The following is a 13,779-nucleotide window of genomic DNA, read 5'->3' as shown; positions in this document are numbered from 1 at the left end:
GCTTGCGCTTTTCTTATGGTATAGGGTGAATAGTGCCAGTTCGGGCTGGGACAAGAATCGGAAAGGAAGTCTAGTCGTTCCGAGCCCGCGATTTACATACAGCGTCAATGGATTTTTATCTCCAATAGTATAAAAGCCTTCAATGTATTTTTCCGCGAAAGGCGGCGTTACCAATGGACCGTAAAACGGGATTTGGATTTGCCCCCCATGGCTGTGGCCGCTAAGCTGCAATTGAATGGGATACCTTACGGCTTCATCTGCTTTATCTGGCGCATGAGATAAGAGGATGGTGAAAGAATTTTGAGGTATTTCTCCCATTGCGGCGGCGAGATCAGGTTTGCCAAGCATGGCATCGTCAATCCCGGCAATCTTAAGCGTGCTTCCATCGAGAAGCTTAACAGTGGCAGATGTATTTAACAAAAGGTTGAATCCAGATTGCTCCATGATTTGTTTATATAAATCCGACCCGTAACCTCCATGATCATGGTTTCCATAAACAGCAAACTTCCCGAGCGGCGCATTCAGCTTGCTTAGCATGGTGATGATCGTATTGATTTCTGTGAAATGGCGGGGATCATCAAGTAAATCTCCAGTAAAAAAAATGATGTCAGGTTTAATGTTATTTATTCTGGTGATTAATTTCTCAAGTTGTTCCACCGTATACTGGAAACCAATATGTGTGTCGCTGAATTGAATGATTTTGACTCCATCAAACCCAGCGGGCAAATGAACATTATTAATCTTGTGTCTTGTTATATCAAGCATGCGTGGTTCCACTTCACGCGCATAGAAGTAGCCCCCTGTGCCGGAAGCGGCTACAGCGAGGAAACTACGAAATGCCCTCTTTATAAACGTCCTCCGAGTCACTTTTTCAGCCATGCATTATTACCAACCTATCTCCAAATTTTCTCTATTATACTAGCAAACAAAACTGGAAATTAGAAGTACCATTTTAGGGAATATCACCATGAAGACTGGTATACTAGGGTTTTTATTTTCTCTGAGAAGGGAAGAGAAAGGAAATATAACAAGTCAGTTTCCAAGGAAAAATCAAGGGAAGCTTTAATTTATCAGAGGTGATGGTGTTATGAAGGATTATGATTTGCGAATGGAGATAATTTTTATACCAGCTAAAAATGGGTATATTAAAGTATTTATTTACGGTTTTTCCAATTTAGGTACATGGGGAAATGCAGTGGCAGAATTTAATGGACTTTCAGTATCGGCAAAAGGGTTCAATAAAAAAAGGACAATCGTGCGTTCGATTTCGAAGCTGCATGAATCGCTTGTGAAAAAAGGCAGGAAGAATGATTAACATTGATAATACTGAAAGAAAATTTCTCATTAGCGTTTTTTATTAGGATTAAGTAAAAAGACAAGGCCGGAAGATTATCCAGCCTTATCATGAAAATCATTTATAGCTAACGGCTCTGGATTGCATGGCTTTCCAGGTGCCAATAAAACCTTGTTTATTTACAGGGACTTGTTTCCTGCCAGATAAAGGGTCGTTTAAATAGACAGTATTGCCCTCATACCCTACCAGGACGACTGCGTGCAAGTCGAGCGGGGTTTTTATGACCTCATTGCCATGTGTCCATGATTCCCATCGATCTGGCATCCTATAATCACCTGTAGTCCAGATTACTACAGGATAGCCCTCAGAAACATGTGTAAGAACCTCGTCAAAATTTTTGCCGGTCAAATTTACTGCCCGGCCTGGAAGATAACGATTGATCAAATCCACCATTGGTTTGTCAAAAACAGCATAGCCTGCATGCCTTCCAGTCATGTCTCCTACAAAACCTTCAGCAGGATTGCCCCAGCTTAAGATATCTCCTCTTGAGGATCTTTTTAACGGGTCAGGATCCTTCTTTATTTCCCTGAATAATTTCATCTTACTTGTGTCTGAGCCGGCATATTTAAGCATCATCGCAAGGCTGGTTACTTCACAACCGTACTTTAATTCAGGGTTTTGCCTAATTAAGGGAACGTTCATCAACGTTTTATCTTTAAATCGTGGATGATGTTTTGTTTCTTGCTTTACGTTTATATCTTTTAATGTTTTTTGGGTCTCCCGTTTTTGAATTGGCTTAGGACTGTCCGTAATAACATTTGGAGCTTCAGTATTTAGCGTCTGCACATCATTTTCGGCGGGCGAGCCGTGGCTGCATCCAAGCAATGGAAGAAGAATGCCAATGAAATGCCATGCTTTCATGTCATCATCCTTCCATAAGCTCTAATGTTAGTTTTGGTTTATCGACTGCTTTTATTACATGAGGAAAATGGAAACAGTGTTACTGAGGGATTACTCATAATATGGTAAAATCATTCATATCACATTAATGGAACAGATTAACCGATATCTTGATAAAAAAATGAATTTTTGCTTTACATAAACTAGTGAAATTTTCGGCTTAATTTTTATTTACAAATCGGTCTTACAAGATAACTGGAGTGCTTTTCTGATGGGGGAGGAGTTGATTTTATGGACGCGCTTGATATTTTGACTGACCTTGATAATGTCATTCCTTATTTTCAGCCTATTTTTAATGCGGAAGAGCATCGGATTGTTGGTTATGAGATTTTAGGGAGATATAAAAGCGAGAAAGAAACAATTAGTTTGGGCCCTTTTTTTCTTGATGAAAATATTCCTGAAGAGTATCGGATTGAAGTCGATAATACGGTTTTGACAAAGGCCCTTGAAATCGCTTCTCTATCGGAAAAAGATGATGTCATGTGGTTTGTAAACCGCGATGCCGAGTTGTTGATGCTTGATGGCGGAGAACAATTTTTACAGCTTATTCTTAGTTTCAAAGAAAAAGGCATCCACCCAGACCAAATCGTCCTTGAAATATCTGATCGGAAATATGGAAAGGAAAATAGCCATATTGAGCATTTATTAAGTTATTACAAATCTTATGGGATCAAAATCGCCATCGATAAGGTTGGGAACGAAAGCAACCATCTGGACCGGATCGCAGATCTTGAACCCGAAATCCTAAAAATCGATATGTCCTCATTGCGTTCGAATTCAGCAGGCTCAGCCTACCTTGATGTCCTTCATTCCTTATCGATTCTTGCCCGGAAAATTGGTGCTACTTTGTTGTTTGAAAATATTGAAACGACGTATCAATTGCAATTTGCCTGGAAAAACGGCGGCAGGTTTTATCAGGGATTTTATCTTCAAAAACCGTATGAAGCGTTAGTCAGCCGGACTATTTTGAAGGAAAAATTGAAAAAAGAAATTCATGGCTTTATTTTATCCGAAAAGAAAAGGCTGCAATCTTTCTTTGACTTGAGAAGCGCATTGAATTCAAAATTTCAGGATTTAATTAGCCGTAATAAAAAAATCCACAATAGCAGTGAATTATTGATGTCACTTGGTAAAAGCCTGGATGGGAAGGCTTTTAGAATGTATATTTGTGATGAAGATGGTTTTCAAAAGTCTCCAAATTTATATAAAGCAGGGGAGAAATGGTTGCTTCAGCCAGAATATCTGGATAAAAATTGGAGCTGGCGGCCCTATTTCCTTGAAAACATTATCCGGATGAGGACCGGGAAAAAGGGGATTTTATCTGATCGTTACAGCGATATTGAAACGGGTGAGGTAATTCGGACGTTTTCATTGCCATTAAACGAAACGGAATTTTTGTTCGTCGATTTAAGCTCAGCATACTTGTCTCAAAAAGAAGGGTTATTTTGACAAGATAAGAGACGAATAGCAATGCGGAAATAGCACAATTTATATATATACAGCCTTCTCAAAGGGGGATTAACATGAGCTTTTTTACAACAATGTTGCTATTGGCGGGGGCAGGAGTTCTTGTTGCAGGTCTTTTCTATACCTGGTCATTTGGCAAGGCACAGAAAAGGTCAGAAGCCAATCTGGACTCACAGATTCCAGGAGCCGTCCAGGAACACGCCTATATTCGCAATCCGGTATTCCTGACATATATCATAGTCCTTTCCATCGCATTGCTGTTCGTTGTTTACTTCGCGGTAACAACGGCAAGATATTAACCTCCTTATGGGGGTTTTTTTTTATAAAGTTGGAATTGCTTTACTGAAGCATTGACGAAAAAACCGCTTTTATTACAATTTTTTTGACTTTTGCGTTAGTTCGATTTTTTTAAGGGTAAATTGAAACTAAGAAGCATATTTTATGTCATAAGATGCTGTTATTTTGCGAATGAATTACGTAATCCTCTAGGGAAAATGTTGGTAAAATGATATTTACAGTCCTGAAGAAAGGGGAAGGGAAAATGGACAAGCGATCATGGCTATTATTGTTATTTTTTTCAATTCTAATATCGGTAGTTCCTTTAAGCACGTATGCCCAAGCTGATTCAATGGACAGAGAGCAAGTATTTGAATTCCTCGGGGAGGCGTTCGAAGCACAGGTTTCCTTGAGTGAGCAGGGAAGGACAATGGACGAAATTGAGGGTATCCTTGAACCGTATTTTACAGAAGACTATAAGTCATTGTTTATAAAAGAAAATGTGGTTGGGCAGGAAAATCAATACCAGACTTATGGAACAGATTTTGCCCCTTACTACATTCCGTTTTACGCCTTCTCTGAAAAAACAAAAGTGGTTGATATGAAAGATGAAATTTATGTTCTTGAATATTTCCCTGGGAATGGCGAAGGTCCAGTAAGCTATGACAGCCATTATGAAGGCTTGAAAATAGTAAAGGAAAAGAGTGGCTGGAAGGTAGCAGATTATATGTATGAGAAGATTCCTGAGGAGGTCATTAATAAGGCCTATCCGGAAAAAGCGAAAAAGAAGGAAGTATCAAAAGTAAACTTAGATAAAAAACAAACTGCTAATACTCTTGTCTTCGGTCCGAATTTTTCGTCGTTTAAAACCTTCATGGAATTAGGGGTTATGTTTGGAAATGAAAGCAAAACGCTGTTATTTGGCTTATTATAAATTGGCTCGGAAAGCAGCAGACTGGATGGATCTAGCAGACTCTAAATTGAAAAAACTGTAGGACAAACTGAATCATCATCGAGTTTGTCTACAATAAAGAGGTGCCAGGAGGCACCTCTTTTATTGTAGGAAGAGAGACTTATTCGTTAATATTCAATACCTGCTTTATCTTTTCAAGGTCAAAGCCGATAATGACTTCGCTGCCAACAATGATTGTAGGTGTAGAGTAGGAACCGTAAATTTCCGTCAGCTCCTGCCTGCTTTTTTCATCCTCATGAATGTTTTTTTCTGAATAAGAAAAACCATATTCGTTCAGGAACATTTTAATAATTTTGCATGGTGGGCATTCGTTCTGTGTGTAGACGATGATGTCCTTCATATTAACGGCTTCCTCCTGAATCTTTTTCTAAATAATGGACCAATCCCATCGAACTCACGTTAATATCCAAATACAGCAGTTCAAATATAGGATGATTATCTGCCAAGCCCTGGTTAGTCAAATAATCTTTTATTTTATCAAAGAGCCTATTAGTAACTGCCTCGACCTGATGTGCCGTGCCCGCGCAAGTAGAAACAACTTGTTTTGCTTCCGCTAAGAAAATTCCCAGCCAGTACTCTACTTGCTGGAAGGCTTCAGCAGGATTTTCTGACATTCCATAATGACCAAAATAAATTCGTTCGATTCCCAGTTCCTTGTACTTTGTTATCGACTGAAGCATTTTTTCTGGGTCGAACTGATTTGGAGAAGTGGATGGAAGATAGAACTCTATGCCTTCTCGGTGAATTTGCGGATAATAGATGCCCGCAGTGTCGCCACTGAATATTCCATTAGTTGCCTGGTGATGAATGCTGAAATGGTGATTTGCATGCCCAGGAGTATCAAAGAACTGCAGTGTCAATTTTTCTCCTATAGCCAATGTATCACCATCACCCTTAATGATGATCCGGTCTTCAGGTATTTCGAGAATTGGATCGAATAGCTCGGTAAATTTTTCTCCGTACACAGCTTTAGCTCCCGCAATCAACCTCGATGGGTCTGCTAAATGTCTTGCTCCTTTTGGATGGACAATCACTTTTGCATGGGGGCAATGCTCTAGCAGCAGTCCAGCTCCTCCAGCATGATCGAGATGGATATGAGTAACAATTATGTAAGCAATGTCCGCAGGAGTAACTCCAAGTGCTTCCAGCCCCTCTAAAATATATGGTATCGAAGGACTGGCAGAAGTTTCTATTAGCGTTATTTTCTCTTCTAAAAGCACATAGGTACCGGTGCGTTCAGTCATGCTTAAATCAAAATCATCAATTAGATAGATATTTTCGGATAACCTAGCAGGTTTTTTCAAAAAAACACTCCTTTCGCGTAGCTTTTACTTGTACAACGCCTTACAATATTTTATTCTGTTAATATTGACATGTAAAGAATAAAGTATAGAATATTCTGAAATCATTTTACATGGATATAAATATGCCAATTGAGAAACCTATTGATAGATAATTGGTTTTCGCTTTGAAAGGAGACGGAGCAATGTCACAGCTTCAAGGAATCATCACACGCTTAAAGAATCTGCAAGAGCAGTCAAATGGAGGGGAACCTGCACAACGCTTTTTTGAAGTAAACGGTGAGCGCAAATGCCAGGTTACATACCATCCAAAAACTGAAACATACGAATTGGAAATATATAATGAAAAAGAAAAGCCAAAGAAATACCAGTTCGACAATATTGATATGATTACGATCGAGATTTTCGATCTAATTCAATAATATTACCCATAAAAAAGGAACCTTGCTGGTTCCTTTTTTTTTTTCTATTTCGTAAGCCTGATAAATAATGGGAAGTTTCAATAAAGTGTATAGTGAAAAAAGAGTGCGTAGGGTTATAAGAAGGTTATAAACACCATTCAAGAGTGAAAACAGAGTACGAAAGGTTATAAGAAGAGCTTTAAAGACCATTCCACGAGTCAAAACAAAATGTGAATGGTTATAAGAAGGGAAATAAAACACATTCCGGCTTATAAACAGAGTACGAATGGTCTTCAAAAAATCATGCAACAAGTATAACAAAAGCAATTACTCACTTATCTAGACATTCTTTTGATAAATATCATTTCCTTAGTGCAAACTAATTGAAAGCGTCTGCAAATGAATTATGATAAAATGGAGTAGAAAGAAATCCATTTTAGGGAGTTTTCGCCATGATTAGTCTTCACAGCGGAGAGTTTTTAGAAATAAACATTAAAGATTTAATGATTCCTTCTGAACGCGTTGCCCATGTGCAAATTGGCAACAGCTTAGAGCATGCTCTTCTTGTTTTAACCAAGAGCGGTTATACCGCAATCCCAGTCCTGGACCCCCACTATCGCCTCCTGGGCCTGATTAGCACACCAATCATTATGGATTCAATACTTGGACTCGAGAGAATTGAATTTGAACAGCTAGAAAAAAGACGGGTCGAAGAAGCCATGAATAAGAAAATTCCAAGAATCAGCATCCACTCAACTCTAAAGTCCTCTTTAGATCTTCTTGTCGATCATCCTTTTCTTTGTATTGAAGATGAATCCGGTATTTTTGAGGGAATCCTGACTAGGCGGACCGTTTTGCTTCAATTATCTAAACAGGTAAGAAAGCCTAAATAAAAAGTAGGGCATGTTCCAGCTCCCGTCCTCGGGGGCTGAATTTTTTATTCGGACAGAGGTGAAGGATGGTATGGGACAAGCAGTAAATACAAAGCAGAAAACGCATAAACGGCAGACAAAACGACCGCTCGTTTTGGTCACAGTTATGCTTGCCATGTTTATGGGGGCGATTGAAGGAACAATCATTTCAACTGCCATGCCAGCTATTGTAGGGGAACTTGGCGGGTTCGCTTTGTACAGCTGGGTTTTCTCAGCGTATCTTTTGATGAATGCCGTTACAGTCCTTATATATGGGAAATTATCCGATTTATTTGGCCGGAAGCCAATTTTAACATTTGGAATTATCATCTTTTTGATTGGTTCGATTTTATGCGGTATGGCTGAAACAATGGAAATGCTGATATTATTCCGATTCATCCAGGGGTTTGGTGCTGGAGCAGTAGCACCAATAGCTACAACGATTGTAGGAGATATCTATACAAAGGAAGAACGTGCGAAAATCCAGGGCTACCTATCCAGTGTCTGGGGCATCTCAGCAATCACTGGACCAGCACTGGGAGGCCTGCTTGTAGAGTATGTAAGCTGGCGTTACGTATTCTGGATTAATGTTCCGCTTGGAATCTTGGCCATCGCCGGTCTGTGGTTATTTCTCCATGAAAATGTCGAGAAAAAGAAACATAAAATTGATTATCCTGGTGCAATTCTCCTGACTGTGGCGATCAGCACATTGATGATTGTCCTTGTCGAGGCAGGAACAAACTGGGCATGGACATCCTTGAAAACAATAGGGCTGACAGGAATCAGTATTGTGTCGTTTTTCTTGTTTATTTATCAGGAAAAAAGAGCAGAGGAACCGATGATGCCTTTTAATATTTGGCGTGAGCGGTCCATTTTTATTGCGAATATGACCTCTCTTACAACAGGGATCATGCTGATTGGCATATCCAGTTTTCTGCCTGCTTTTGTACAGGGGGTTATGGAACGTTCACCAATTGTAGCTGGGTTTACGCTGACGTCCATGTCGATTGGCTGGCCAATAGCAGCTGCGGTCGCCGGAAGACTCCTTTTAAATATAGGATATCGAACGACTTCCTTAATTGGTGGAGTGGCATTAATATTGGGCAGTGTTATGTTTGTAACGTTAACACCAGAGGCTGGTCCATTGTGGGCTGCTGCAGGTTCCTTTTTAGTAGGTGTTGGAATGGGTCTTACGAGCACAGCTTTCATCGTTTCCATCCAGAGCACTGTAGCATGGCAGCAGAGAGGTATTGCAACAGCCGCCAATATGTTTATGAGGAATCTTGGAAACACTGTCGGAGCCGCCCTGCTTGGCGGCATCCTCAATAGCAGTATCATTGGTTACATGAAAAAGAGTGGTGCCGAAGGCCAGGATTTATCGATTGATACCGCAAATGTCCTTTTAAACGAGTCAGAGAGAATGAAACTGCCAATAGAACTAAAAGAGATTCTCCAAAATGCCCTGACAAATGCATTGCATTCTGTGTATCTCGTTGTTTTGGTTTTTGCGGTTATTAGTATGCTGTTCATTCTTTTTCTGCCCAAGAAAGAAAAAACTGCAGTTTGATTTGCAGTTTTTTTGAATCTTTCTAATACTTATAATGAAAGATGTTACAATTTTAGATAAAATATAAGTAAAACTTATTAAGAGGTTTCAATATGTCTTCGATTTCAGAATTTCACCTTCTATCTGTTCTTGCACAGGAAATGAATATGAGAAAAGCGGCAGAGAGGCTTTTTGTTTCGCAGCCAGCCCTCTCGCAAAGACTTCAGACAATCGAAAAGGATTGGGGTGCTAAATTATTCCTTCGCTCGCAAAAAGGTCTCACTTTAACACCGGCTGGAGAGGTGGTTATTCAATTTGTGAATGAAACAATCTCGAGAGAGGAAAAAGCACGAGAATCAATCCATGCATTAAACTCTGAAGTGTATGGAACGCTAAAAATTGCGGTGGCTTCCATTGTCGGACAGAACTGGCTTCCACAGGTGTTGAAAAAATATGTTAACCGGTACCCACAAGCGAAAATATCCCTCGTCACAGGCTGGAGCAGCGAGATTTCAAAAGCATTATATGAGGATCAAGTCCATATTGGAATTATTCGGGGAACACCTGATTGGAAAGGGGTTAAAATCCATCTTTTTAAGGACAGCTTATATCTCGTTGATACTGAAATTACTAGTCCGGAGCAGGTACTCGAGACAGACAGGCCTTTCATCCAATTTAAAAGTGACTCGAATTATTATCAGGAAATCCAAGATTGGTGGCTAAGACAATTTCAGACTGCCCCTCGGAGGACAATCATCGTGGACCAGATAGAAACGTGTAAACAAATGACATTCAATGGGATCGGTTATGCAATACTTCCAGCCATAACGTTGAATGGAGCTGAGAAAGACATCTTCAAAGTTCCATTGCATGATGAAAATAATGAGCCATTAGGGCGCGATACATGGCTTCTTGGCTATGAATCTGCTTTCCATTTAAAGCAGGTGCAAGCATTTATCGATATCGTCAAGGAACATATTGTTGATTCAAACAAGAAAGTGAAATAGTTTTTCTTGTTTTCAATACTTTTGTTTGTTAAAGTAATTTTTAGAAAAAGCAGTTTTCGTGGCACTTTTCGTATGATTTGCAGCTTACTTTTTGCATGCTAAGCTGTGTAAATTATAAATTGGCTTTTTATCTCTATGCTGATGAAAAGAGCCTTTGAAAAAATACATAATCGGAGGTAAGAAATATGAAAATGATGGATGCAAACGAAATTATTTCGTTTATACAAAATAGCAAAAAAGCAACACCAGTTAAGGTGTATGTAAAAGGCGACCTTGAAGGGATCGACTTTGGGGCTAACACAAAAACCTTCATCACTGGAAATACAGGCGTCATTTTTGGCGAGTGGGCAGAAATCAATCCTGCTCTTGAATCAAATCAGGCAAAAATTGAGGACTATGTTGTAGAAAATGATCGTAGGAACTCAGCTATTCCATTGCTGGACATGAAAAACATCAAAGCTCGTATTGAGCCAGGAGCAATCATCAGGGATCAGGTTGAAATTGGTGACAATGCTGTTATCATGATGGGTGCTTCCATCAATATCGGTGCAGTGATTGGTGAAGGCACAATGATCGATATGAACGTAGTGCTTGGCGGCCGCGCAACTGTGGGCAAGAATTGCCATATAGGAGCAGGATCAGTCCTTGCAGGAGTTATTGAACCACCTTCTGCTAAACCAGTTGTAGTTGAAGATGATGTAGTTATTGGAGCAAATGCAGTTGTCCTTGAAGGAGTTACAGTCGGTAAGGGAGCAGTAGTAGCTGCTGGTGCAATCGTTATTGATGATGTGCCTCCTTATACTGTGGTTGCTGGAACACCTGCTCGCGTTATCAAGGAAATTGATGAAAAAACAAAATCAAAAACTGAAATCAAGCAGGAGCTTCGCCAGCTATAAAAGCGAGAAAGCGTGGATACATGATCCGCGCTTTCTTTTATAAAGGGAGAGAAAATTATGGGGCATGAAACTTTTATAAAAGTCAGAAGAGACTTGCACAGGATTCCAGAGCTTGGTTTCAAAGAGTATAAAACTCAGGCTTATCTTCTTAATTATTTGCATCAGCTTCGTGGAGAGCGATTGGAAATAAAAACTTGGGAAACGGGGATCTTTGTCAAAATCCAGGGTGAAAACCCTAAAAAAATGATCGGATACCGTGCAGACATTGATGGTCTTCCAATCACCGAGGGTACTGGGCTTGAGTTTAAATCACTTCACGAGGGTCAAATGCATGCATGCGGACATGATTTACATATGAGCATTGCGCTGGGGCTGATCACGCATTTTGTCAGCCATCCTATTGACGATGATCTGCTTTTTATTTTCCAGCCTGCTGAGGAGGGTCCTGGCGGTGCCGAGCCGATGCTAAAGACCGATATCATGGCAGAGTGGAAGCCGGATATGATCATCGCCCTGCATATTGCTCCTGAATATCCAGTTGGGACCATTGCAACGAGGGAGGGCCTCCTATTTGCCAATACTTCAGAACTTTTCATCGATCTTAAAGGTACGGGCGGACATGCAGCTTATCCACATAATACAAATGATATGATTGTAGCTGCATGTGCGCTTGTTACACAGCTGCAATCGATTGTGGCGAGGAATATTGACCCGCTGGACAGTGCAGTCGTCACTATTGGTAAAATTACAGGTGGTACTGTGCAAAACATCATTGCCGAAACAGCCAGAATCGAAGGTACAATCCGTACTCTTTCTGTAGAATCCATGGTTAAGGTAAAAGAACGAATTGAATCACTTGTGAAGGGTATTGAAGTTGGTTATCAGTGTAAAACAGCGATTGATTATGGCTCCATGTACCATCAGGTTTATAATCATGAGGAATTAACGAACGAATTTATCAGTTTTGCTGAAGCAAATGAGAATATTAATATGATCGTTTGCAGAGAGGCCATGACAGGGGAAGATTTCGGTTATATGTTAAAGCATATTCCAGGATTCATGTTCTGGCTTGGGGTCGATTCGGGGTACGGCCTTCACCACGCTAAACTGAACCCGGATGAAAAAGCAATTGGAACAGCGATTGAGTTGTTGAGCAGTTATATTGAATATAAAAGCAAGTAGAGGATTGAACTAAAAAGCAAGAGGGCAGGTTGAATTCAGCACCCCCTCTTGCTTTTTTTACTTTGTAAAGGCTTATCATTTTGTCCCAAATAAAAAACATGTTAAACTAATATTCGGAATAAGTTATATTTTCCAATTCACTGCATAGTTGCGAGACCAGTTTAATTTTATTGCAGTTTGGGCAAAACATTTAAGGTGGGGCAAATCAAGAATTATAATTAATACTTATTTAAATTAATTATAATTTAAGATTGACTACAAACAATTATTCTGATATATTTAGAAACATAGGTTTTAACAGATGCCAAGGTGCATCGTAAATAAAAATTATGGTAATGGAGGGATTTTACATGCCAGAACGTATGGTAGGTAAGCAAGCACCACGCTTTGAAATGGACGCAGTATTAGCAAATAAGGAATTTGGAAAAGTAAGCCTTGAAGAAAACATGAAGAACGACAAGTGGACAGTTCTTTTCTTCTACCCAATGGATTTCACATTTGTTTGCCCAACTGAAATCACAGCTATGTCTGACCGTTACGATGAGTTCGAAGACCTTGATGCAGAAGTAATCGGCGTATCAACGGATACAATCCACACTCACCTTGCTTGGATTAAAACTGACCGCAAAGAAAACGGACTTGGCGATCTTAAATATCCATTAGCTGCTGATACAAATCACGTTGTGTCACGTGAATATGGCGTATTAATCGAAGAAGAAGGCGTAGCACTTCGCGGATTATACATCATCAGCCCAGAAGGCGAATTAATGTACTCTGTAGTTAACCACAACAACATCGGTCGTGATGTTGATGAAACTCTACGTGTACTTCAAGCACTACAAACTGGCGGCCTTTGCCCTGCAAACTGGAAGCCTGGACAAGCTACTCTTTAATAGTTACGCCAAACACAACGATAATTTAAAAGACCTAACAAAAGTTAGGTCTTTTTCTTACTAAAGAAAATGAAGAGTCTTTTAAAAATTTTTATCATAAGAGGGGTGCTATTATGAAATTACGTGAACCACTGCCGGAATTGACTGGCGCTACAGAATGGCTAAATGGAGAAGTAACAAGGGAGCAATTAGTTGGAGAAAAGCCGACTCTGATTCATTTCTGGTCGATCAGCTGCCATCTCTGCAAGGAAGCAATGCCGCAAGTTAATGAGTTCCGTGATAATTATAAAGAAAAGCTGAACGTGATTGCAGTTCATATGCCACGGTCAGAGGCTGACTTGAACCTTGAAGAAATCAAGAAGGTTGCAGCTGAGCACAGCATTTCACAGCCGATTTTTGTAGACAGCGAACACAAATTGACAGAAGCCTTTGAAAATCAATATGTTCCTGCATATTATGTTTTTGACAAGGATGGCAAACTAAGACACTTCCAGGCTGGCGGAAGCGGCATGAAAATGCTTGAAAAGCGAGTGAATCGTGTCCTGGACGAATTGGAAAAGACTGAATAAAACACTTAGGAGAGCCGAATAACATCGGCTCTTTTTTTTGGTCAAAATTTAAAAAGCTCAATTTTGATTTTGAGGATATTGTTGATTTAAAAAAGTGACATGA

At 39.8% G+C, this 13,779-nt stretch carries 16 protein-coding genes; 12 read left to right on the top strand and 4 right to left on the bottom strand.

Translation table 11 applies throughout. The features are described 5' to 3' along the window. Window positions 1-879 (bottom strand): metallophosphoesterase (locus V7654_RS01480; protein WP_335427914.1); only part of this gene is annotated, 879 nt, incomplete at its 3' end. A gap of 208 nt (window positions 880-1,087) precedes the next feature. On the opposite strand from V7654_RS01480, the gene V7654_RS01475 reads away from it, so the two are divergent. After that, entirely contained in the window at window positions 1,088-1,315 is a 228-nt protein-coding gene (locus tag V7654_RS01475; protein ID WP_335427913.1) for a hypothetical protein, read from the top strand. Between the two features lie 96 nt (window positions 1,316-1,411). Here the strand turns inward: V7654_RS01475 and V7654_RS01470 are convergent, their stop codons facing one another. Then, window positions 1,412-2,215: a C39 family peptidase gene (locus V7654_RS01470; protein WP_335427912.1), complete on the bottom strand. Its 804-nt coding sequence runs from the start codon at window positions 2,213-2,215 to the stop codon at window positions 1,412-1,414. 270 nt (window positions 2,216-2,485) lie between these two features. Here V7654_RS01470 and V7654_RS01465 point away from each other — a divergent pair, with 270 nt between their 5' ends. The 3 genes from V7654_RS01465 to V7654_RS01455 all read left to right on the top strand — a co-directional run bounded on the left by V7654_RS01465 (window position 2,486) and on the right by V7654_RS01455 (window position 4,931). Further along, the gene (locus V7654_RS01465; RefSeq protein WP_335427910.1) at window positions 2,486-3,703 is read left to right on the top strand and encodes an EAL domain-containing protein; all 1,218 of its coding nucleotides are present in this window, start codon (window positions 2,486-2,488) and stop codon (window positions 3,701-3,703) included. Window positions 3,704-3,777: 74 nt separating this feature from the next. Continuing rightward, window positions 3,778-4,020, top strand: coding sequence for a hypothetical protein (locus V7654_RS01460; protein ID WP_335427909.1), 243 nt, complete (start codon window positions 3,778-3,780; stop codon window positions 4,018-4,020). 242 nt (window positions 4,021-4,262) lie between these two features. Next, entirely contained in the window at window positions 4,263-4,931 is a 669-nt protein-coding gene (locus V7654_RS01455) for a DUF3993 domain-containing protein (RefSeq protein WP_335427907.1), read from the top strand. Between the two features lie 139 nt (window positions 4,932-5,070). On the opposite strand, the gene V7654_RS01450 is transcribed toward V7654_RS01455, so the two are convergent. After that, window positions 5,071-5,310 (bottom strand): glutaredoxin family protein, encoded by a 240-nt coding sequence (locus tag V7654_RS01450; protein ID WP_335427905.1) that lies wholly within the window; start codon window positions 5,308-5,310, stop codon window positions 5,071-5,073. A 1-nt stretch (window position 5,311) separates the two neighbouring features. Beyond that, the gene (locus tag V7654_RS01445) at window positions 5,312-6,274 is read right to left on the bottom strand and encodes an MBL fold metallo-hydrolase (protein WP_335427904.1); all 963 of its coding nucleotides are present in this window, start codon (window positions 6,272-6,274) and stop codon (window positions 5,312-5,314) included. 182 nt (window positions 6,275-6,456) lie between these two features. Here V7654_RS01445 and V7654_RS01440 point away from each other — a divergent pair, with 182 nt between their 5' ends. The 8 genes from V7654_RS01440 to V7654_RS01405 all read left to right on the top strand — a co-directional run bounded on the left by V7654_RS01440 (window position 6,457) and on the right by V7654_RS01405 (window position 13,676). After that, the gene (locus V7654_RS01440; protein ID WP_251478007.1) at window positions 6,457-6,693 is read left to right on the top strand and encodes a YkuJ family protein; all 237 of its coding nucleotides are present in this window, start codon (window positions 6,457-6,459) and stop codon (window positions 6,691-6,693) included. A 431-nt stretch (window positions 6,694-7,124) separates the two neighbouring features. Further along, window positions 7,125-7,565 carry a cyclic-di-AMP-binding protein CbpB gene (gene cbpB, locus V7654_RS01435; protein ID WP_335427903.1) on the top strand — a complete coding sequence of 147 codons (441 nt, stop codon included), beginning with the start codon at window positions 7,125-7,127 and terminating at the stop codon, window positions 7,563-7,565. A gap of 70 nt (window positions 7,566-7,635) precedes the next feature. Continuing rightward, the gene (locus V7654_RS01430) at window positions 7,636-9,150 is read left to right on the top strand and encodes an MDR family MFS transporter (RefSeq protein ID WP_335427902.1); all 1,515 of its coding nucleotides are present in this window, start codon (window positions 7,636-7,638) and stop codon (window positions 9,148-9,150) included. A gap of 92 nt (window positions 9,151-9,242) precedes the next feature. Next, on the top strand, window positions 9,243-10,136 hold the full coding sequence (locus V7654_RS01425) for a LysR family transcriptional regulator (RefSeq protein WP_335427901.1): 894 nt from the start codon (window positions 9,243-9,245) through the stop codon (window positions 10,134-10,136). Between the two features lie 185 nt (window positions 10,137-10,321). Further along, window positions 10,322-11,032, top strand: a complete 711-nt coding sequence (gene dapD / locus V7654_RS01420) for a 2,3,4,5-tetrahydropyridine-2,6-dicarboxylate N-acetyltransferase (protein WP_207498613.1) — start codon at window positions 10,322-10,324, stop codon at window positions 11,030-11,032. A gap of 57 nt (window positions 11,033-11,089) precedes the next feature. Next, on the top strand, window positions 11,090-12,214 hold the full coding sequence (locus V7654_RS01415) for an N-acetyldiaminopimelate deacetylase (protein ID WP_335427899.1): 1,125 nt from the start codon (window positions 11,090-11,092) through the stop codon (window positions 12,212-12,214). 350 nt (window positions 12,215-12,564) lie between these two features. Next, window positions 12,565-13,107 carry a peroxiredoxin gene (locus V7654_RS01410; RefSeq protein WP_251478023.1) on the top strand — a complete coding sequence of 181 codons (543 nt, stop codon included), beginning with the start codon at window positions 12,565-12,567 and terminating at the stop codon, window positions 13,105-13,107. A 113-nt stretch (window positions 13,108-13,220) separates the two neighbouring features. Further along, window positions 13,221-13,676 carry a TlpA disulfide reductase family protein gene (locus V7654_RS01405; protein ID WP_335427898.1) on the top strand — a complete coding sequence of 152 codons (456 nt, stop codon included), beginning with the start codon at window positions 13,221-13,223 and terminating at the stop codon, window positions 13,674-13,676. Window positions 13,677-13,779 lie beyond the last annotated feature (103 nt).

The sequence above is a fragment of the Bacillus sp. JJ1609 genome (assembly GCF_036967045.1).
Classification (GTDB): domain Bacteria; phylum Bacillota; class Bacilli; order Bacillales; family Cytobacillaceae; genus Mesobacillus.
The sequence above is the reverse complement of the archived record's forward strand: the minus strand, read 5'-3'. Positions and strand labels throughout refer to the sequence as shown.

Excerpts from the sequence above, each read along its gene's own strand:
- V7654_RS01475 (WP_335427913.1), top strand. The coding sequence starts at position 1,088 with ATGAAGGATTATGATTTGCGAATGGAGATAATTTTTATACCAGCTAAA.
- V7654_RS01470 (WP_335427912.1), bottom strand. The coding sequence starts at position 2,215 with ATGAAAGCATGGCATTTCATTGGCATTCTTCTTCCATTGCTTGGATGC.
- V7654_RS01465 (WP_335427910.1), top strand. The coding sequence starts at position 2,486 with ATGGACGCGCTTGATATTTTGACTGACCTTGATAATGTCATTCCTTAT.
- V7654_RS01460 (WP_335427909.1), top strand. The coding sequence starts at position 3,778 with ATGAGCTTTTTTACAACAATGTTGCTATTGGCGGGGGCAGGAGTTCTT.
- V7654_RS01455 (WP_335427907.1), top strand. The coding sequence starts at position 4,263 with ATGGACAAGCGATCATGGCTATTATTGTTATTTTTTTCAATTCTAATA.
- V7654_RS01450 (WP_335427905.1), bottom strand. The coding sequence starts at position 5,310 with ATGAAGGACATCATCGTCTACACACAGAACGAATGCCCACCATGCAAA.
- V7654_RS01440 (WP_251478007.1), top strand. The coding sequence starts at position 6,457 with ATGTCACAGCTTCAAGGAATCATCACACGCTTAAAGAATCTGCAAGAG.
- cbpB (WP_335427903.1), top strand. The coding sequence starts at position 7,125 with ATGATTAGTCTTCACAGCGGAGAGTTTTTAGAAATAAACATTAAAGAT.
- V7654_RS01430 (WP_335427902.1), top strand. The coding sequence starts at position 7,636 with ATGGGACAAGCAGTAAATACAAAGCAGAAAACGCATAAACGGCAGACA.
- V7654_RS01425 (WP_335427901.1), top strand. The coding sequence starts at position 9,243 with ATGTCTTCGATTTCAGAATTTCACCTTCTATCTGTTCTTGCACAGGAA.
- dapD (WP_207498613.1), top strand. The coding sequence starts at position 10,322 with ATGAAAATGATGGATGCAAACGAAATTATTTCGTTTATACAAAATAGC.
- V7654_RS01415 (WP_335427899.1), top strand. The coding sequence starts at position 11,090 with ATGGGGCATGAAACTTTTATAAAAGTCAGAAGAGACTTGCACAGGATT.
- V7654_RS01410 (WP_251478023.1), top strand. The coding sequence starts at position 12,565 with ATGCCAGAACGTATGGTAGGTAAGCAAGCACCACGCTTTGAAATGGAC.
- V7654_RS01405 (WP_335427898.1), top strand. The coding sequence starts at position 13,221 with ATGAAATTACGTGAACCACTGCCGGAATTGACTGGCGCTACAGAATGG.